Genomic DNA, 18,793 nt, shown 5'->3' with positions numbered 1-18,793 from the left:
CCGGATTTCACGGCACGGCCATTATAGGGACATTACCGTCTGGACAGACGCCCGGATCGCGCGGCGGACCGCTTCCGCGGCCGTTCGCGGCGCCGGGCGCGGCGAGAATACAACAGATCGGCGCCGCAGATGTGACAACGCCCCGCCGGGTACCCGGACGGGGCGTCGATGACGGCCTCGGCCGCAATGCGGCCGGCGGCCCGGCGTCAGCCTGCGTTGACTTCGCGCAGCACGGTGCGGCGCTTCTGGCGCAGCAGTTCCTCGTAGACCTTCACGTAGTTCTGCGCCATGACCTTCGACGAGAAGCGTGCTTCGAATGCAGCGCGGACCTTCTCGCGCGGCAGCGTATCGAGGCGCTTGAGCGCCGCGACGGCCGACAGTTCGTCTTCGACGACGAAGCCCGACACGCCGTTCTCGATCACTTCCGGCACCGAGCCGCGCTTGAACGCGATCACCGGCGTGCCGCACGCCATCGCCTCGATCATCACCAGGCCGAACGGCTCCGGCCAGTCGATCGGGAACAGCAGCGCGTGCGCGTTGCCCAGGAATTCGGTTTTTTCCGACTCGCTGATCTCACCGATGTACTCGACGTGCGGCAGCGCGAACAGCGGCTTGATCTTTTCTTCGTAGTAAGCGCGATCGGCCTTGTCGAGCTTCGCGGCGATCTTGATCGGCATGCCCGCCTGCTCGGCGATACGGATCGCGGTGTCGACGCGCTTTTCCGGCGAGATGCGGCCGAGGAACGCGAGGTAGCTCGGCTTAACGTTCGGGATCGGCGTCAGCAGGTTCTCCGGCAAGCCGTGATAGACGGTCGACAGCCAGTTCGCCTGCGGCAGCGGGATGCGCTGGTTGTCGGAGATCGACACGACCGGCACGTCGCTGAACGCATTGAAGATCGGCTGCAGTTCCGGCAGGTCGAGACGGCCGTGCATCGTCGTCAGATGCGGAACCGGCTGGCGCGAGAACAGCGAGAACGGATAGTAGTCGATGTGGCAGTGCAGCACGTCGAACTCTTCCGCGCGGCGGCGCACCTGCTCGAGGAGCAGCATGTGCGGGGCCATCACGTCGCGGATCGTCGGGTCGAGGCGCAGCGCCTGCGGCCAGCACGCTTCGAGCTTCGCGGACGTTTGCGAATCGCCGCTCGCGAAGAGCGTGACGTCATGCCCCATCTCGACGAGCGCTTCGGTCAGATAGGACACCACTCGCTCGGTCCCGCCGTAAAGCTTCGGGGGAACCGCTTCATGCAACGGAGCGATTTGGGCGATTCGCATGCGTAACTCCTAAAAAATCGGCTAAAAACCAGGTATGGGTCGGCAACCTGCCGCCGGTCCGGGCCGGATGGACTCGTCCGATGATCGGACGAATTACCTGCCAGGAGCGTCGAAACCCGCGCTGCTCAAGGAGCGTCGGCGACGCGACAGGCATAGAACGTTTGAAACGAAGACCCGTTGACAGGGGTTCGTAAAAACCTGGAATCGAACCCGGAGCCGATTATCTAGGGTTAATCCCGATACGGCGCGCGACATTTCAAACACTTTACTTTGTTACAAAGGTGCAACACTTTGCAACCCGCGGACTCGGGCGTCCGTTCTAGAGTGGAAGGCCCTTTTGGCGTTCCTTGTCATCTCGTCGCCGCCGGCATCGCGATTCCGGCGCATGCGGCAGGACGGGATGCCGGATTTTATCTCAAAATTGTCCGCGCACCGGCCTGATCCAGGCAAGATTCGCGCAGCGCAATGCACGGCGTTGTTTACAATGCCGGATTGTTCAGTCCGGGCGATTCGCCGGCCGCAACCCGGCCGACGCGCCCACTCACCGAATCACCGCACGCATATTTTGGAATCTCTCACCCCCGCCCAGCGCAACGCCCACAACGCGAAGCTGTCGAGCTACGCGCATCGGCCGATCGCGTTCCTGTTCCGCTACATCCGCCTGCATCCTGTCGCGCACCTGGTCGTGCTCTGCAGTGTGCTGGCCGCCGTCGGCTGCGCGCTCGGCTCGCAATACGCGATCAAGCATCTCATCGACGTGCTTGCGACCGGGCGCCATCATCCGGGCCCGCTGTGGAGCGCGTTCGCGCTGCTGGTCGGACTGATCGCAGCCGACAACCTGCTGTGGCGCGTCGGCGGCTGGGTCGCCGCGCACACGTTCGTCGCGGTCACCGGCGACCTGCGGCGCGATCTGTTCCAGTATCTGATCGGCCATTCGCCGACGTACTACTCGGAAAAACAGCCGGGCACGCTCGCCAGCCGCATCACCGCGACGTCGAACGCCGTCTATACGTCGGAGAACACGATGGCGTGGAACGTGCTGCCGCCGTGCATCGCGGTGCTGGGCGCGATCCTGATGATCATCGTCGTGAATCCGCTGATGGCCGCGGGCCTGCTCGGCTGTTCGGCCGTGCTCGCGATCGTGCTGTTCAAGCTCGCCGGACGCGGCTCCGCACGCCATCACGCGTTCGCGGCGAAGGCAGCCGCGGTCGACGGCGAGCTTGTCGACGTGATCGGCAACATGGGCCTCGTGCGCGCGTTCGGGATGACGCTGCGCGAGCAGAAGCGCTTCAGTGCGACGGTGAAGGCCGAGATGGACGCGCGCCAGCAAAGCCTGCTCTATCTCGAGAAGCTGCGCCTGCTGCACGCCGTGATCACCGCGATGCTGTCCGCCGGCCTGCTCGGCTGGGCGCTGTGGCTGTGGGACCAGGGCCGCGCGACGTCCGGCGATATCGTGCTCGTCAGCTCGCTCGGTTTCACGATCCTGCACGGCACGCGCGATCTCGCAGTCGCGCTCGTCGACGTCACGCAGCACATCGCCCGCCTGTCGGAAGCCGTGAAGACGCTGCTCGAGCCGCACGGAATGCCGGACCGCTCCGACGCGCAGCCGCTGTCGCCCAAGGGCGGACGCGTCGATTTCGAACGCGTGACGTTCGCGTATCCGCACCGTCGCGCGATCCTCGACCACTTCGACCTCCATATCGAGCCCGGCCAGCGTGTCGGCCTGATCGGCAAGTCCGGCGCCGGCAAATCGACGGTGCTCGCGCTGCTGCAGCGCTTCTACGACACGCAGGACGGCGCCGTGATGGTCGACGGCCAGGACGTGAAGTCGATCACGCAGGACAGTCTGCGCCAGGCGATCGCGCTCGTGCCGCAGGACATCTCGCTGCTGCACCGGACCATCTACGACAACATCGCATACGGTCGCCCGGACGCGACTCGCGACGAAGTGCTCGCCGCCGCGCGCGACGCCCGCTGCTCGGAGTTCATCGAGGCGATGCCGGAAGGTTATGACACGATCGTCGGCGACCGCGGCGTGAAGCTGTCCGGCGGCCAGCGCCAGCGCATCGCGATCGCGCGCGCGATCCTGAAGGACGCGCCGATTCTGCTGCTCGACGAAGCGACGTCGGCGCTCGACAGCGCGTCCGAAGAAGCGATCCAGAGTGCGCTCGACCGGCTCATGATCGGCCGCACGGTGATCGCGATCGCACACCGGCTGTCGACGCTGCGCAATTTCGACCGGATCATCGTGATGAGCAACGGCAAGGTGATCGACGACGGCAGCCCCGACGTGCTGCGCAGCCGCCCGGGCCTGTACCGCGACCTGCTCGCGAAACAGCAGGGCCGCCATCACGTGCCCGACGGTACCGCACCGAGCGGCGAACGCGTGGCATAACGTCGTGGCAATCGCAAACCGATAAAACCGCCACCGTACTTCGCCGAACCGAACCCCAAAAGTTGGACGCCAACTTTTGGGGTTTTTTCATGGTACCGGCCAGTTTCCGCGCGACATCCGCCGCGCGGTGCGCCGGTCACGCGCGCTGCAAATCGCGCAAGAAATTGTCGCGCCACACCGACACGTTGTTCTCGCGCAGCTGCGCGATCATGTCCGAATAACGCGCGCGCCGCTCGGCGAGCGGCATCGTCAGCGCCTGCGACAGCGCATCGGCCATCCCGTCGATGTCGATCGGGTTGACGATCAGCGCGCCCGTCAGCTCGCGGGCGGCGCCGGCGAAACGCGACAGCACCAGCACGCCCGGATCGTCCGGATTCTGCGCGGACACGTATTCCTTCGCGACGAGGTTCATCCCGTCGCGCAGCGGCGTCACGAAGCCGACGCGAGCGAGCCGATACAGCGCGGCCAGCACCTGCCGGTCGTATTGCCGGTGAATATAGAGAATCGGCGCCCAGTCGAGCTCCGCGTAGCGGCCGTTGATGCGCCCCGACTCCGCTTCGAGCTGCAGCCGGATGTCCTGGTATGCGCGCAGGTCGGCCCGCGTCGACGGCGCGATCTGCAGGAACGACACGCGATTGCGGATCGACGCCTGATGCTCGAGCAGCTTCTCGAACGCGCGGAAGCGCTCGACGAGTCCCTTCGAGTAATCGAGCCGGTCGACGCTCATGATCAGCTGCCGCCCGCGCAGCGACGTCGCGAGCGTGCGCACGGCCTTGCCGGTCTCGCCCGCCTGCGCGAGCGACGCGATCTCGTCCGGGTAGACGCCGATCGGATAGGCGGCCGCGCGTAGCGAATTGCCGAACGCATTCACGCGCACCGTTCGTTCTTCGCGCACGACTTCGCCGCCGGCCTCGAACTCGACATAGTCGCAAAAAGCCCGCAGATCGGGTTCGGTCTGGAAACCGAGCAGGTCGAACGCGCACAGCGACTCGACCAGCTCGCGATGCGGCGGCACGTTGACGAGCACCTGCGCGGCCGGAAACGGAATGTGCAGGAAAAATCCGATGCGATTCTTCACGCCGGCCGCGCGCAGCGCACGCGCGAACGGGATCAGGTGATAGTCGTGCACCCAGATCACGTCGTCGTCCTGCAGCAGCGGCACCAGTTGCTGCGCGAGCCACACGTTCACGCGGCGGTAGCCGTCGAACTCGTGGCGGTCATACTGGATCAGATCCGCGCGGTAATGGAACGCGGGCCACAGCGTCGCGTTCGAGAAACCGCGGTAGTACTGATCGTAATCGCGGCGCGACAGGCCGATCGTCGCGAACGTCACCGGGCCATGCTCGTCGACGCGAATCTGCGGCGCACCGGACGCGACGACTTCGCCGCTCCAGCCGAACCACATGCCGCCCGTCTCCTTCAGCGCGTCGTAGACGCCGATCGCGAGGCCGCCCGCCGCCGGTTCGCCTTCCGAAATCGGTGCGACGCGGTTTGAAACGATGATGAGTCGGCTCATGCGCCCGGCTGCTCCACACCAAGCCAGCGGGCGATCTGCGCGTGCAGCGCGTCGACCGAATCAAGCCGCATGCGCGCCGACGTCTCGCCCGCGCCGACCTTGATCGACAAGCCCCCGCGCGCGTTGACCACCGCGAAACCCTTCTCGTCGGTCAGGTCGTCGCCCGCGAACAGCGGCACGCGGCCCGCGAACGGCGGCTCGTCGAGGAACGCGGCCAGCGCACGTCCCTTGTCGACGCCCTTCGGCTTGATCTCGAACACCATCTTGCCGGGTTGCAGCACGTAAGCGTCCGCATATTCGGCGACGAGGCGCTCGGCCGCTTCGCGCGCGGCCGGCTCCCGCTCCGGCGCGTTGCGATAGTGCAGCGCGACGGCCGCCCCCTTGATTTCGAGCAGCATGCCAGGATGGCGATCGACGACGGCCGCGAGCTCGCGCTCGATGCGCAGCAACCGTTCGTCGTTGAAGCCGATGCGCTGCGTGTCGCCGTTCGCGTCGCGGCGCTCGGCGCCGTGCAGGCCCGCGATCGGCAGGTCCGGCATGTTCAGGAACGTGTCGAGGTTGTCGATCCCGCGCCCCGACACGACGGCAACCGCGCCGTGCGAGCGGCGCCGCAGCGCGTCGAGCAGCGTCAGCAGCGACGGCGGCACATGAATGCTGTCGGGCGTCGGCGCGAGCTCGACGAGCGTGCCGTCGAAGTCGAAAAAGAACGCGGTATCGGTCAGGGACAAGGAAGCCGGAACGGATTGCATCGATTCGATGGTCTGAGGAGCGGCCTGCAGGCGCGGGCCGCCGCTGCGAGAATGGAATTGTGCGCATATTACCGCGCCTGCGTACCGAGATGGGCGAATCCGGCGCTCGACGCGTCGTGCGCGGCGGCCCTCGTCAACTGCGACATATTGCCCCGCCAGCTCGTACCGTACGGGTTTCGAAAGGACGCGGGCGCGGGAATTGCGTTACAGTCGGCAACCGCCGGCCGCGCGACGCATGGCGCCGCGCCGGCCGGCGACCGTTCCGTCCGATCGAGCCCCAGGATGTCGTCTGCCCGTTCCGCGCCGCACCGGCGTTTCCCCCGCCTTAGCCGCTTCCTCGTCCGCGCGATTGCCGCGCTGGGCGCCGCTGTCGCGCTCGCCGCGTGCACGCACGACGAACCGAACTGGCACTTGACCAACGTCACCGGCCACCTGCCGGACCTGTCGTTCACGCTGACCGGCGGCGACGGTCGTCCGGTCGATGCGAACGCGTTCCGCGGCCGCGTCGCGCTCGTCTACTTCGGCTACACGCACTGCCCGGACGTCTGCCCGGAAACGATGGCGCGACTGATGGAAGTGCTCGCGAAACTCGGCCCGCAGGCGAACGACGTGCGCATCCTGTTCGTGTCGGTCGATCCCGCACGCGACACGCCGCAGGCGATGCAGTCGTACGTTGCGGCATTCGACGCCGCGCACGCGCGCGGCCTGACGGGCAGCGAGGGCCAGATCGAATCGCTCGCGAAACGCTATCGCGTCGCCTACCAGATGGAGCAACGCGATCCGTCCGGCGGTTACGAGGTCACGCATAGTTCGGCCGTCTATATTTTCGACGCGAACGGCCGCGCGCGCCTGCTCGCCACCGACGGCGACTCGCCCGACGCGATCGCCGCCGACGTGCGCCGGATCATCGACACCGCCCCCGCCACCTCCTGAAATGCTCAACACCGACATGAAGACGACCCTGAAAACGCTCGCCCTCCTCGCCGCGCTGTGCACCGGTGCGACTGCGTACGCCGCTGGCGCGATCACCGCGCACAACGGATGGGTACGCTGGCTGCCGAACCAGCTGCCCGCCGGCGGGTACGTGACCATCGTCAATGCGAGCGACAAGCCGGTCGATCTCGTCGACGTCGACAGCCCCGACTACGGAATGGCGATGCTGCACCAGACGGTGTCGAACGGCTCGACGCAAAAGATGGAAATGGTCGACAAGCTCACGATCCCGGCGCGTGGCAAGGTCGACATCGCGCCGGGCGGCTATCACTTCATGCTCGAGGAGCCGAAGCATGCGATCAAGCCCGGCGACACCGTGCGCCTGCGCCTGAAATTTTCCGACGGCGAAACGATCGACGCGCCATTCGCCGTGAAGTCGCCGGCGCAGGCGAAGTGATGCGTACGCGATGAACGTCCTGTACTGGCTCGATCCATGGGAACCGTCGCCGACCGTGGTCGTCGCGGTGCTGGCGGCCGCCGTGCTGTTCGCGCGCGGCGTGAAGAAAGCGAAGGTGTCGCCGCTGCGCCAGCTCTCGCTCTGGTTCGGGCTGACGGCGCTCTACATCGCACTGCATACGCGGCTCGATTACTTCTTCGAGCATGAATTCTTCATGCATCGCGCGCAGCATCTCGTGCTGCATCACCTCGGGCCGTTCTTCATCGCGCTCGCCTACCCGGGCGCGGCAATCCGCGCCGGCATTCCGTTTCGCTGGCGGCAGCGCTTCGTGCGCCCCGCGCTCGCATGGGCGCCCGTACGCAAGACGCTCGACGTGCTGTTCCATCCGGTCGTCGCGGTCGTGCTGTTCGTCGGGCTGATTTATTTCTGGCTGCTGTCGCCGATCCACTTCATCGCGATGCTCGACTGGCGTCTGTATCGCTTGATGAACTGGAGCATGGTGATCGACGGGCTGCTGTTCTGGTGGCTCGTCGTCGATCCGCGGCCCGCACCGCCCGCGCGGCTTTTGCCGGGCCGCCGGATCCTGATCGTCGTCGCGGCGATCCCGCCGCAGATCGCGCTCGGCGCGCTGATCTTCTTCACGCCGCACGAGCTGTATCCGATCTATTCGATCTGCGGCCGCGCGTTCACGTGGCTGAGCCCGCTGCGCGACCAGCAGATCGGTGGGCTGCTGCTGTGGATTCCGGGTTCGATGATGAGTGTGATCGGCGCACTGATCGCGCTGCGACACTGGCTGCGGCTGTCCGCGCGCGGCCGGCTGATCGACGAACGCGCCGCCGCACGGCGCACGGAACGCCCGTCGGAGACGCGCGCCGCCCACTGAGCGCTTGCCGCGCCGCGGCTCAGCCGCGCGCGCGGGTCATCCACACGTGCGGGATGCCGTCCTCGTCGTGCACGTCCGAGCTCGGCGTGAAACCGAACGCTCCGTAAAAGCGCTGCAGATGGGCCTGCGCATGCAGACTCACCTGCGTATCCGGCCACTGCGCGTCGATGTGCTCGAGCGCGCGCGAAATCAGTGTGTTGCCGAGGCCCGCGCCACGAAACGGCGCGGTCGTCAGCACGCGGCCGATGCGCACGTCGGTGTGCTGCGCATCCGGCAGCAGCACGCGCAGATAGCCGGCAAGACGTCCAGCCGGATCGTATGCGGCCAGATGCCACGCCGCCGGATCCGCATCGTCGATGTCGCGATACACGCAGTTCTGCTCGACCACGAACACGGCGCTGCGTGCGTCGAGGATCGTATAGAGCTCGCGCGTCGTCAGCGCGTCGAAGAATTTCCAGCGCCAGTCCAGATCGGCGGCGCGCGGGGATGCGGCGAGTGCTGAAGCGTTCATGTGCGGTCCTGATTCGGGCGCGCCGGCCGGCGCGCGGCAATCGTCGATTATGCCTCGAAGCGCACATGGCGCGCGACGGCACGCGCGCATGAAAAAAAGCCCCGCATCGCGCGGGGCTCGTCGGTCAGGCCGGCATCCGGCCGAAGCGGCCGCTGTTGAAATCGTCGATCGCGGTCCGGATTTCCTCTTGCGAGTTCATCACGAACGGGCCGTAACCGACGACCGGCTCATCGATCGGCTCGCCGCTCAGGATCAGCAGCTTGGCGTCGCCGTTCGCTTCGAGTTCGACGTCGCGGCCGTCGCGGCTCAACTGCACGAATTGCGCTTCGCGGGCGATCGTCTCGCCGTTCACCAGCACCGTACCGCTCAGCACGACCACCGCGAGCGTGCGCCCTTCGGCGATCGGCAACCGTGCGCGTCCACCTGCCGCCAGCCGCACGTCCCACACGTCGATCGGCGTATGCGTGCGGGCCGGCCCGCGCCGGCCGTCGAACTCGCCTGCGATGATGCGCGCACGTCCCGCACCGTCCGGCAGGTCGACCACCGGGATATCGGCGTTCAGGATCGTCTGATAGCCGGGCGCATTCATCTTGTCAGCGGCGGGCAGGTTCACCCACAGCTGCACCATCTCGAGCGGCCCGCCGCGCTTCGTGAATGCGTCCGAGTGGAACTCCTCGTGCAGGATCCCGCTCCCGGCCGTCATCCATTGCACGTCGCCCGGACCGATCGTACCGCCCGCGCCGGTCGAATCGCGGTGAGCGACTTCGCCGTCATAGACGATCGTCACCGTTTCGAATCCGCGGTGCGGGTGCTGGCCCACGCCGCGCGGTGCCGAAGCCGGCTCGAAGTTCGCGGGCCCGGCATAGTCGAGCAGCAGGAACGGGCTCAGGTGGGCGCCGTGAGACTGATAGCTGAACATCGACCGCACCGGGAAACCGTCGCCGACCCAATGACCGCGAGGCGCGCTATAAACACCCTGGATCTTCTTCATTTGCCTTCTCCGAATTGCGGCGAAACACGTGTTTCGCATCCTGAGTACGAATATAGTGATGGAACGATCGATCCGGTAGACTGCCGAAATCGCACTCAGCGTTCTATTTGATGAACGATAACGAACGGGATCTGAACGATCTCTATTACTTCGTGCAGGTGGTCGAGCACGGCGGGTTCGCGCCTGCCGGGCGCGCGCTGAACATGCCGAAATCGAAGCTGAGCCGGCGCATTGCGTTGCTCGAGGCGCGGCTAGGGATGCGGCTGATCCAGCGCTCGACGCGCCGTTTCACCGTCACCGACGTCGGTCAGACGTATTACGCGCATTGCCGCGCGATGCTCGTCGAGGCCGATGCCGCCGACGAGGCGATCGCGCTGCTGCACGAGGAGCCGCGCGGGATCGTGCGCATCAGCTGCCCCGTCGTGCTGCTCGACTCGCTGGTCGGCGCGATGATCGCCGCGTTCATGGTCGCGTGCCCGCGCGTCGAGATTCATCTGGAGGCGACCAACCGGCGCGTCGACGTGGTCGGTGAAGGGATCGACGTCGCGATCCGCGTGCGGCCGCCGCCGCTCGAAGACAGCGATCTCGCACTGCGTGTGCTGGCCGAGCGAGGCCAGTGCCTCGTCGCGAGCCCTGCGTTGCTGCACGAGCATGGCGTGCCGGCCGTGCCGGCCGATCTCACGCGCCTGCCGAGCCTCGATCACGGCGTGCCGCAGGCCACGCATGTATGGCGGCTGCGCGGCCCCGCCGGCGCGCAAGCGGAGATCCACCACCAGCCGAGGCTCGTGACGGGCGGCATGCTCGCGTTGCGCGCGGCTGCGGTCGCTGGGGTCGGCATCGTGCAGTTGCCGACGATGATGGTGCGCGACGAAGTCGCGCGCGGTGAACTCGTCACCGTGCTGCCGGACTGGGCGCCGCGCCGCGAAATCGTGCATGCGGTATTCGCGTCGCGGCGCGGGCTGCTGCCGGCCGTGCGCGCGTTGCTCGATTTCCTGGCCGAGCGGTTCGCCCAGCTCGAACCCGATTGAGCGGCATTGCAAGCGCCGTCGCGGCGCATTCGCCACCGCGCCCCTGAGCCGGGCGCTGCACACACGCCGCGCGTGCCGTAGACTGCGGGACGCGCACCGCGCTTTTCGCAATCCGTTGTTCATCACTCTTTTGCCATCCAGCCATGTTCACGCTGTCCACCGACCCTCACGCCTCCAAGACCGAACTCTATGCCACGCTCGTCGAGCAGGCGCGCGCACTTGTCGAATCGGAGCGCGATCTGATCGCGAACGCCGCGAATTTCTCGGCGCTCGTCTATCATTCGCTCGACCGCCTGAACTGGGCCGGCTTCTATTTCTTCGACGGATCGGAACTCGTGGTCGGACCGTTCCAGGGCAAGCCCGCGTGCGTCCGGATCGCGCTCGGCAAGGGCGTGTGCGGCACGGCCGCGCAGACCCGCGAGACGCAGGTCGTGCGCGATGTGCATGAATTCCCGGGCCATATCGCGTGCGACGCGGCCTCGGAATCGGAAATCGTCGTGCCCCTGGTAGCCGCCGACGGCACGCTGATCGGCGTGTGGGACGTCGACAGCCCCGTCGCCGCACGCTTCGACGACGAAGACCGTAACGGAATGGAAGCCCTGTGCCGTGTGTTCGTCGAACACGCCTGGGAGAAGACGCGCGACCGATAAGCGCCGCGCGGGTGGCCACGTCTGCAAAGACGCTCGCTTGCCGACCGCACCGCGCACGCTTCAATGACAAGGGCCCCTGACGGGGCCCATTGTACGTTGCAGCATGCGCGAGCATGCCGTGGCCGTCAGGCTGCGTGCGTGCCCGAAACGGCTGCGAATGCTTTGGGCGTCACGTCGTCCGACAGGATCTCGACGCCCTGCTCCGTGACCACGACCATGTGCTCCCATTGCGCAGACAGCGAGTGATCCTTCGTGACGACCGTCCAGCCGTCCGCCAGCACGCGCGTATCGCGCTTGCCCGCATTCAGCATCGGCTCGATCGTGAAGATCATTCCGGGGCGCAGCGGGACGCCGGTGCCGGGGCGGCCATAGTGCAGCACTTGCGGCTCGTCGTGGTAGACGTCGCCGATCCCGTGCCCGCAGTACTCGCGGACCACGCTGAACCCTTCGCGATGCGCGATCTGCTGGATCGCGTAACCGACATCGCCGAGCGTTGCGCCCGGCCGCACCGCACGAATCCCCGCATGCATCGCCTCGTAGGTCACCGCGACGAGACGCCGCGCCAATTCGCCCGGCTCGCCGACGAAGTACATGCGGCTCGTGTCGCCGAACCACCCGTCCTTGATCACCGCGATGTCGAGGTTGACGATGTCGCCGTCGCGCATCGGCCGCGACGACGGAATGCCGTGACAGACGACGTGATTGACCGACGTGCACAGCGTTTTCGGATAGCCGTGGTAGCCGATGTTCGCCGGAATCGCACCGAGTTCGTCGACGATGTATTCGCGGCAACGCGCATCGAGTTCGTCAGTCGTGACACCCGGCTTCACGTGGTCGGTGATCATCGTCAGCACCTGCGACGCGAGCTTCGCGGCCTCGCGCGACTTGGCGATTTCCGCAGCACCGCGGATCGGAATTTCGCGCTTCGCCATCACGCCACCTGCTCGATGCCGTGAGCCACCGGTTCCGCCGCGCCCGCATCACCGCCGCGCGCTTCGGTCTCGATCAGCATCCGGCAGATATCGCCGTAGGACAACGACGGATTGAGTTCCGACAGCATCCCGACGCGCAGCCAGTGCTCGGCCTGCGCATTGATCGAGCGGCTCAGCGCGGTACTGGTCGAGCGCAGCCGTTCGTGCATGTGCTCGGAGATCTTGATGATTCCCATATGTCTCCAATTAAACGAAATATAGTCGTTTCGTATATTACGCTCGCATCGTCGGGTGGGCAAGCGAAGGATTGTTGGCGCGTCGGTCCAGCCGTCGGGATGGCCGTTGACTTCCAATTCCAGTTTGCTGGAGAATCGATCCATCATGCAAGAATTAGCCAGCACACCCGCCGACGACACTGGCATCAACGATCGCATCGCGCGGCGCGTGCGTGAGCTGCGCACGCTTCGAGGCTATACGCTCGATGCGCTCGCCGCACGTTCCGGCGTCAGCCGTTCGATGATCTCGCTCATCGAGCGCGCGTCGGCAAGCCCGACGGCCGTCGTGCTCGACAAGCTCGCGGCGGGCCTCGGCGTGTCGCTGGCCGGGCTGTTCGGCGGCGATCGCGACGACGCGCCTGCGCAACCGCTCGCGCGGCGCACGCAGCAGACGGAATGGCGCGATCCGGCGTCCGGTTACGTGCGGCGCAACCTGTCGCCGGCCGGCTGGCCGTCGCCGCTCCAGCTCGTCGAAGTCGATTTCCCGCCCGGTGCACGCGTCGCGTACGACTCCGGCGGGCGCGAAAGCGCATTGCACCAACAGGTGTGGGTCGTCCATGGGCGTGTAGACGTCACGTTGGGCGATCAGCTGCATGCGCTTCACGAAGGCGACTGTCTGGCCATGCGGCTCGATCAGCCGCTGATTTTCAGCAACCCGTCGTCGCACGCCGCGCGCTACGTCGTCGCGATCTGCGATGGATCAGCCGCCGTCGGCGCACGCAGCATCTCATCCGTTCAAAGCCGACAGGCGCAGGAGCCCCTATGAATTCCCCGACACCGCGCGACGACGTGCGCCTGATCGATTGCAACGAGGCCGAACACGCCGCGGCCATCCTCGACATCCTGAACGATGCGATCGTGAACTCGACCGCGCTCTACGATTACCGGCCGCGTCCGCCGGAAGCGATGGTCACATGGTTCGCGACGAAGCGCGCGGGCGGTTTTCCTGTCGTCGGCGCTGTGGACGAAGCGGGCTCGCTGGTCGGCTTCGCGAGCTGGGGTACGTTTCGCGCGTTCCCTGCGTTCAAGTACACGGTTGAACACAGCGTCTACGTACACCGCGACCATCGCGGCCGCGGGCTCGGCGAACTGCTGCTGCGCGAGTTGATCCGGCGCGCGCGGGACGCGCAAGTGCACGTGCTGGTCGGCTGCATCGACGCGACGAACGGCGGCAGCGTCGCGCTGCATACGCGGCTTGGCTTCGTACACGCGGGCACGATCGCCGAGGCGGGCTTCAAGTTCGGGCGCTGGCTCGACGCGGCGTTTTACCAGCTCAGGCTCGATACGCCGGCGCAGCCGGTGGATGGTTGATCGTCGGGTTCGCGCAGGGGGATGCGGCGGCTTCGATCAGCGCCCCACCGCCCTGCGCACGGTGATGACGCCGATGCTCATCGGCATCACGAGCCGGCATCCGCGCGCGCAAAAGAAAAGCCCCGCCGAAGCGGGGCTTTTCTCATACTACCTGGAGGCGCGAGCCGGAGTCGAACCGGCCTAAACGGCTTTGCAGGCCGCTGCATAACCGCTTTGCTATCGCGCCAAAAGCGGACTGTCCGCATGCCGTATCGGCAAACGACAGATTCTTTACTCGATGACCATCAGTCCATCAAATAAAAAGGGAAGCGTGGCTTCCCCATGACTTGGAGCGGGAGACGAGTCTCGAACTCGCGACCTCAACCTTGGCAAGGTTGCGCTCTACCAACTGAGCTACTCCCGCATTGTCCTGCACCTGCAGCGCTTTGCCACCCAACACGCTGCCAGAAAAATCTGGAGCGGGAGACGAGTCTCGAACTCGCGACCTCAACCTTGGCAAGGTTGCGCTCTACCAACTGAGCTACTCCCGCATGGGTCCTGCATCTGCAGCGCTTTGCCGCTCAACACGCTGCCAGAAAAAATCTGGAGCGGGAGACGAGTCTCGAACTCGCGACCTCAACCTTGGCAAGGTTGCGCTCTACCAACTGAGCTACTCCCGCATATGCTGCACTGCTACTTCCCCGCCACACACTCACTTCGTCGTGCAGCGGAGAAGCGAGATTATGTCGAAGGCACATTCGTATGTCAAGGGCTTTTCCAGCCCTTTTTCCAAAAACCTGCGCCGCCTGCTGCCCTGACGACGATCATGCGCCGCCGCGCTCACGAATCTGCGGCCATGCGAGCTTCATGTAGTACAGCATCGACCAGATCGTCAGCACCGCCGCGAGATACATCAGCCATTCGCCCCACACGCGCGTGTCGATCGTCGCGATGCCGAGCGGCAACGGGCCGTAGTACAGCAGCATCGGGATCGCGACCATCTGGCACGCGGTCTTGAACTTGCCGAGCTGGTTCACCGCGACGCTCTTCGACGCACCGATCTGCGCCATCCACTCGCGCAGCGCCGAGATCGCGATCTCGCGGCCGACAATCACGAGCGCGATCGCCGCATCCACCCGCGCAATCTGCACGAGGATCAGCAACGCCGCCGTTACCATCAACTTGTCCGCGACCGGATCCAGGAATGCGCCAAACGACGAAGTCTGGTTCCATTTTCTCGCAAGAAACCCGTCGAACCAGTCGGTCAGCGCGGCCAGGATGAAGATCGCCGCCGCCGCGAGATTGCGGTGCGCACCGCCCATCATCGTGTCCGGCAGATAGAACACGCCGACGACGAGCGGGATCAGCACGATCCGGACCCACGTCAGGAAAATCGGGAAATTGAACGGCATGGCTTGCGGGTCAGTAAAGGATTCGCAATTGTGCCGTGTCGACCGGCCTGCCACAAGAACGCGGGAAACGCGGGCTCGCGGGCAGATGCAGCCGGTCGCACGGCCTCGTCAATGAAGCTGCTTGTAGATCTGCTCGGCGAGCGCATGCGAGATGCCGTCGACGCTCGCCAGTTCCTCGACGCTGGCCGCGACGACGCCGCGCAGCCCGCCGAACCGCGCCAGCAGCCGCTGCCGGCGCTTCGCGCCGACGCCTTCGAGCTCCTCGAGCCGCGACGTCTGGCGCGCCTTCGCCCGCTTCGCGCGCATTCCGGTGATCGCGAAGCGGTGCGCCTCGTCGCGGATCTGCGCGACGAGCATCAGCGCGGCGCTCTCCTTGCCGAGTTCGAGCGGCGTGCGGCCGTCCGCGAACACCAGCGTCTCCAGCCCGACCTTGCGACCCTCGCCCTTCGCGACGCCGACCAGCATCGACGTGTCGAGCCCAAGCTCGGTGAAAACCTGGCGAGCGATTTCAACCTGCCCCTTGCCGCCGTCGATCAGCACGATGTTCGGCAGCAGGCTCGATGCTTCGGCCCGGTGCGTCGATTCGCCGTCGATGCCCGCCGCGTCGTCGGCAGCCGCTGCCTGCGCGGCCTGCTCGACCATCTTCTCGTAGCGACGCGTAAGCACCTGCCGCATCGCCGCGTAATCGTCGCCGGGTGTGATGCCCGTGATGTTGTAGCGCCGGTACTCGCCCGACTGCATCTTGTGATGGTGATAGACGACGCACGACGCCTGCGTCGCCTCCCCCATCGTATGGCTGATGTCGAAACATTCGATGCGCAGCGTCGCGAGATCGTCGCATTCGAAGCCGAGCGTCTCCGCCAGCGCGCGGGTGCGCGCCTGCTGCGAGCCCTGTTCGGACAGCAGCCGCGCGAGCGCGAGCCGTGCATTCTGTTCGGCCATCGTCAGCCATGCGCGCCGCTGCCCTTGCGGCTGCCGCACCAGCGACACCTTGTGGCCGGCCTGCTCGGACAACAGCTCGAGCAGGTCGCGGCTTGCCGGTACGTGGCTCACGACCAGCACGGGCGGTACGCGGTTGCCGAGATAATGCTGCGCGATGAACGCGTCGAGCACTTCCGCTTCGATCGATGCGCCGGCGTCGCGCGCGGCGGCCGGCTCCTCCGCAGGCTGGTCGGGCAGCGCAGCGGTGCTCGCGTCGAGCGTGTCCGAGGTCGCCGCTGCATTCGCCGCGTCCGCATCGTCGCCGAGGCCGCCCTCGGCCAGCGTGAGCGCGCTTTCGACGTGCGTCGGGAAATAAGCCTTGTCGCCAAGGTGCCGGCCGCCGCGCACCATCGCGAGGTTCACGCACACGCGTCCGCCCTGCGCGACGACCGCCAGGACGTCGACGTCGCTGTCGCTGCCGACTTCGATCGCCTGCTGGTGCAGAACCGTCGCAAGCGAGCTCATCTGGTTGCGCACCGCCGCGGCCTGCTCGAACTTCAGCTCGGCCGCGAATGCGTGCATCTTCTGCTCGAGCTCCTTCATCACTTCCGACTGCCGGCCGAGCAGGAAGCGCGCGGCGTTCGACACGTCGACCGCGTAATCGTCCTCGGAAATCGCACCGACGCACGGCGCCGTGCAGCGCCCGATCTGATGCAGCAGGCACGGCCGCGTGCGGTTGTTGAACACCGAGTCCTCGCACGTGCGCAACTGGAACACGCGCTGCAGGATCTGGATGCTCTCGCGCACGGCCCACGCGCTCGGGAAAGGCCCGAAATACTGGTTCTGCTTGTCGACCGAGCCGCGGTAGTACGCCATGCGCGGAAAGCGGTGCGCGGTGAGCTTCAGGTACGGATACGACTTGTCGTCGCGAAACAGGATGTTGTAGCGCGGCGCGAGCGCCTTGATCAGGTTGTTCTCGAGCAGCAGCGCCTCGGCTTCCGAACGCGTGACGGTCGTCTCGATGCGCGCGATGCGCGTGACCATCATCGCGATGCGCGGCGACAGCTGCGTCTTCGTGAAATAGCTCGACACGCGCTTCTTCAGGTCGCGCGCCTTGCCGACGTAAAGTACGGCGCCCGCGGCATCGTAGTAGCGGTAGACGCCCGGCATGTGCGGCAACTGCGCGAGGATTTTCTTCGGTTCGAACGGGAGGTCGGCGGCTTCTGGGGATGTCATGCGTGATCCGGGCGCCTTGTGGCGCGGAGCGGGTCCATTAGAATCGCCAGTTTAGAGCATTCACCGGCCCGCTTCGATGCCCAGCACCGCCCCCGCCTCCGTCCCCCGCCCTGCACCGCTCTCGCCCGGCGAACCGATTGCGTGCGACCTTTTCTGCACCGTGATCGACAACTTCGGCGACATCGGCGTGTGCTGGCGGCTCGCGCGCCAGCTCGCGCACGAACACGGGTGGCAGATGCGCCTCTTCATCGACGACCTGCGCACGTTTGCGCGGCTGCAGCCCGGGGTCGATCCCGATGCGGCGCGGCAGACGATCGACGGCATCGTCGTCGAACACTGGCATGCGGAAGTCGGCGACGCGCTCGAGATCGCCGATGTCGTGATCGAAGCGTTCGCGTGCGAGCTGCCCGGCGCCTATCTCGCGGCGATGGCCCGCCGCGCGCGCCGCCCGGTATGGATCAACCTCGAATATCTGAGCGCGGAGGACTGGGTTGCCGATTTCCATCTGCGCCCGTCTCCGCACCCGCGCTATCCGCTGCTGAAGACATTCTTCTTCCCCGGGCTGTCTGCCGGCACCGGCGGCGTGCTGAAGGAGCGCGATCTCGACACGCGCCGCATCGCGTTCGAAGCCGACGCGGCCGCACGCGGCGCGTGGTGGCAACGCGCGACGGGCAGCGCGCCGCCCCCGCGCGGCACGACGGTCGTGAGCCTGTTCGCGTACGAGAATCCGGCCGTGGACGCGCTGCTCGCGCAATGGCGCGACGGCGCGTCCGCCGTCGTCGCGCTCGTGCCGGCCGGTCGCGTATCGCCGGCCGTCGCGCGCTTTTTCGGGGTTGAGTCGTTTGGCGCCGGTGCGCGCGCGACGGCCGGAAACCTCACCGCGTACGGGCTCGCGTTCGTCCCGCAGGCCGACTACGATGCGCTGCTATGGGTCGCCGACGTCAATTTCGTGCGTGGCGAGGACTCGTTCGTCCGCGCGCAGTGGGCGCGCAAGCCGTTCGTGTGGCACATCTACCCGCAGGCCGACGATGCGCACCTGCCCAAGCTCGACGCCGCGCTCGCGCACCTGTCCGCCGGGCTCGACGCCGCGCCGCGCGCGGCGCTCGAGCGCTTCTGGCATGCTTGGAACGGCGCCGGCACGCCGGACTGGCCGGATCTGCTGCAGCACCGTGCAGCGCTCGACGCGAATGCAGCCCGCTGGGCGGACGCGCTCGCGAGCGTCGGCGATCTCGCCGGAAAGCTGGCGGAATACGCAAAATCTCAGTTAAAATAAGCGGTTATCCGACGGCTGACCACGCAAGCGCTCGCATTCGAGCCCGGGGCGCCCCCGCCGGAACGCATCC

At 66.5% G+C, this 18,793-nt stretch carries 18 protein-coding genes and 4 tRNA genes; 9 read left to right on the top strand and 13 right to left on the bottom strand.

Going from position 1 to position 18,793, the window contains the following annotated elements:
- Positions 1–206: 206 nt before the first annotated feature.
- Complete coding sequence (locus WK25_RS05540) at positions 207–1,271, bottom strand: glycosyltransferase family 4 protein (protein WP_040143789.1); 1,065 nt, start codon at positions 1,269–1,271, stop codon at positions 207–209.
- Between the two features lie 565 nt (positions 1,272–1,836).
- Between WK25_RS05540 and WK25_RS05535 the strand changes: the two genes are divergently transcribed.
- A complete protein-coding gene (locus WK25_RS05535) occupies positions 1,837–3,666 on the top strand; it encodes an ABC transporter ATP-binding protein (RefSeq protein ID WP_040143788.1) in 1,830 nt (609 codons plus the stop codon).
- A 136-nt stretch (positions 3,667–3,802) separates the two neighbouring features.
- On the opposite strand, the gene otsA is transcribed toward WK25_RS05535, so the two are convergent.
- Entirely contained in the window at positions 3,803–5,182 is a 1,380-nt protein-coding gene (gene otsA / locus WK25_RS05530; RefSeq protein ID WP_040143787.1) for an alpha,alpha-trehalose-phosphate synthase (UDP-forming), read from the bottom strand.
- Positions 5,179–5,931 carry a trehalose-phosphatase gene (gene otsB, locus WK25_RS05525; RefSeq protein ID WP_040143786.1) on the bottom strand — a complete coding sequence of 251 codons (753 nt, stop codon included), beginning with the start codon at positions 5,929–5,931 and terminating at the stop codon, positions 5,179–5,181. The genes otsA and otsB overlap by 4 nt, the downstream gene beginning before the upstream one ends.
- A 282-nt stretch (positions 5,932–6,213) precedes the next feature.
- Between otsB and WK25_RS05520 the strand changes: the two genes are divergently transcribed.
- The 3 genes from WK25_RS05520 to WK25_RS05510 are packed head-to-tail and all read left to right on the top strand — an operon-like array spanning position 6,214 to position 8,204.
- Positions 6,214–6,864, top strand: coding sequence for an SCO family protein (locus tag WK25_RS05520; RefSeq protein ID WP_069241142.1), 651 nt, complete (start codon positions 6,214–6,216; stop codon positions 6,862–6,864).
- Between the two features lie 16 nt (positions 6,865–6,880).
- Positions 6,881–7,321, top strand: coding sequence for a copper chaperone PCu(A)C (locus WK25_RS05515; RefSeq protein ID WP_040144909.1), 441 nt, complete (start codon positions 6,881–6,883; stop codon positions 7,319–7,321).
- A 10-nt stretch (positions 7,322–7,331) separates the two neighbouring features.
- Positions 7,332–8,204, top strand: a complete 873-nt coding sequence (locus WK25_RS05510) for a cytochrome c oxidase assembly protein (RefSeq protein WP_069241141.1) — start codon at positions 7,332–7,334, stop codon at positions 8,202–8,204.
- A gap of 19 nt (positions 8,205–8,223) precedes the next feature.
- Here WK25_RS05510 and WK25_RS05505 read toward each other — a convergent pair whose 3' ends face one another.
- Positions 8,224–8,715: a GNAT family N-acetyltransferase gene (locus WK25_RS05505; protein WP_040143783.1), complete on the bottom strand. Its 492-nt coding sequence runs from the start codon at positions 8,713–8,715 to the stop codon at positions 8,224–8,226.
- A gap of 124 nt (positions 8,716–8,839) precedes the next feature.
- The gene (locus WK25_RS05500; protein ID WP_059543765.1) at positions 8,840–9,706 is read right to left on the bottom strand and encodes a pirin family protein; all 867 of its coding nucleotides are present in this window, start codon (positions 9,704–9,706) and stop codon (positions 8,840–8,842) included.
- A 110-nt stretch (positions 9,707–9,816) separates the two neighbouring features.
- Here WK25_RS05500 and WK25_RS05495 point away from each other — a divergent pair, with 110 nt between their 5' ends.
- Positions 9,817–10,734 (top strand): LysR family transcriptional regulator, encoded by a 918-nt coding sequence (locus tag WK25_RS05495; RefSeq protein ID WP_040143781.1) that lies wholly within the window; start codon positions 9,817–9,819, stop codon positions 10,732–10,734.
- Positions 10,735–10,877: 143 nt separating this feature from the next.
- Positions 10,878–11,384 carry a GAF domain-containing protein gene (locus WK25_RS05490; protein WP_040143780.1) on the top strand — a complete coding sequence of 169 codons (507 nt, stop codon included), beginning with the start codon at positions 10,878–10,880 and terminating at the stop codon, positions 11,382–11,384.
- Between the two features lie 125 nt (positions 11,385–11,509).
- Here WK25_RS05490 and map read toward each other — a convergent pair whose 3' ends face one another.
- Entirely contained in the window at positions 11,510–12,316 is an 807-nt protein-coding gene (map, locus tag WK25_RS05485) for a type I methionyl aminopeptidase (RefSeq protein ID WP_069241140.1), read from the bottom strand.
- Positions 12,316–12,552, bottom strand: coding sequence for a ParD-like family protein (locus WK25_RS05480; RefSeq protein ID WP_040143778.1), 237 nt, complete (start codon positions 12,550–12,552; stop codon positions 12,316–12,318). The genes map and WK25_RS05480 overlap by 1 nt, the downstream gene beginning before the upstream one ends.
- A gap of 145 nt (positions 12,553–12,697) precedes the next feature.
- Here WK25_RS05480 and WK25_RS05475 point away from each other — a divergent pair, with 145 nt between their 5' ends.
- Positions 12,698–13,357, top strand: coding sequence for a helix-turn-helix domain-containing protein (locus WK25_RS05475; protein ID WP_069241139.1), 660 nt, complete (start codon positions 12,698–12,700; stop codon positions 13,355–13,357).
- A complete protein-coding gene (locus WK25_RS05470) occupies positions 13,354–13,902 on the top strand; it encodes a GNAT family N-acetyltransferase (RefSeq protein WP_059543771.1) in 549 nt (182 codons plus the stop codon). The genes WK25_RS05475 and WK25_RS05470 overlap by 4 nt, the downstream gene beginning before the upstream one ends.
- Positions 13,903–14,054: 152 nt before the next feature.
- Here the strand turns inward: WK25_RS05470 and WK25_RS05465 are convergent.
- The 6 genes from WK25_RS05465 to uvrC form a co-directional block, all read right to left on the bottom strand.
- Positions 14,055–14,128, bottom strand: a tRNA-Cys gene (locus WK25_RS05465).
- A 101-nt stretch (positions 14,129–14,229) separates the two neighbouring features.
- Positions 14,230–14,305 (bottom strand) — tRNA-Gly (locus WK25_RS05460).
- Positions 14,306–14,356: 51 nt separating this feature from the next.
- A tRNA-Gly gene (locus tag WK25_RS05455) sits at positions 14,357–14,432 on the bottom strand.
- Between the two features lie 53 nt (positions 14,433–14,485).
- Positions 14,486–14,561, bottom strand: a tRNA-Gly gene (locus WK25_RS05450).
- Between the two features lie 144 nt (positions 14,562–14,705).
- On the bottom strand, positions 14,706–15,293 hold the full coding sequence (pgsA, locus tag WK25_RS05445; RefSeq protein ID WP_040143775.1) for a CDP-diacylglycerol--glycerol-3-phosphate 3-phosphatidyltransferase: 588 nt from the start codon (positions 15,291–15,293) through the stop codon (positions 14,706–14,708).
- A 108-nt stretch (positions 15,294–15,401) separates the two neighbouring features.
- Positions 15,402–17,450, bottom strand: a complete 2,049-nt coding sequence (gene uvrC / locus WK25_RS05440; RefSeq protein WP_069241138.1) for an excinuclease ABC subunit UvrC — start codon at positions 17,448–17,450, stop codon at positions 15,402–15,404.
- 76 nt (positions 17,451–17,526) lie between these two features.
- On the opposite strand from uvrC, the gene earP reads away from it, so the two are divergent.
- On the top strand, positions 17,527–18,723 hold the full coding sequence (earP, locus tag WK25_RS05435; protein ID WP_069241137.1) for an elongation factor P maturation arginine rhamnosyltransferase EarP: 1,197 nt from the start codon (positions 17,527–17,529) through the stop codon (positions 18,721–18,723).
- Positions 18,724–18,793: the final 70 nt, after the last annotated feature.

This window comes from Burkholderia latens, assembly GCF_001718795.1.
Lineage (GTDB): Bacteria > Pseudomonadota > Gammaproteobacteria > Burkholderiales > Burkholderiaceae > Burkholderia > Burkholderia latens_A.
Note: the sequence above shows the minus strand (reverse complement) of the source record. Positions and strands in the feature narration are given on the sequence as shown.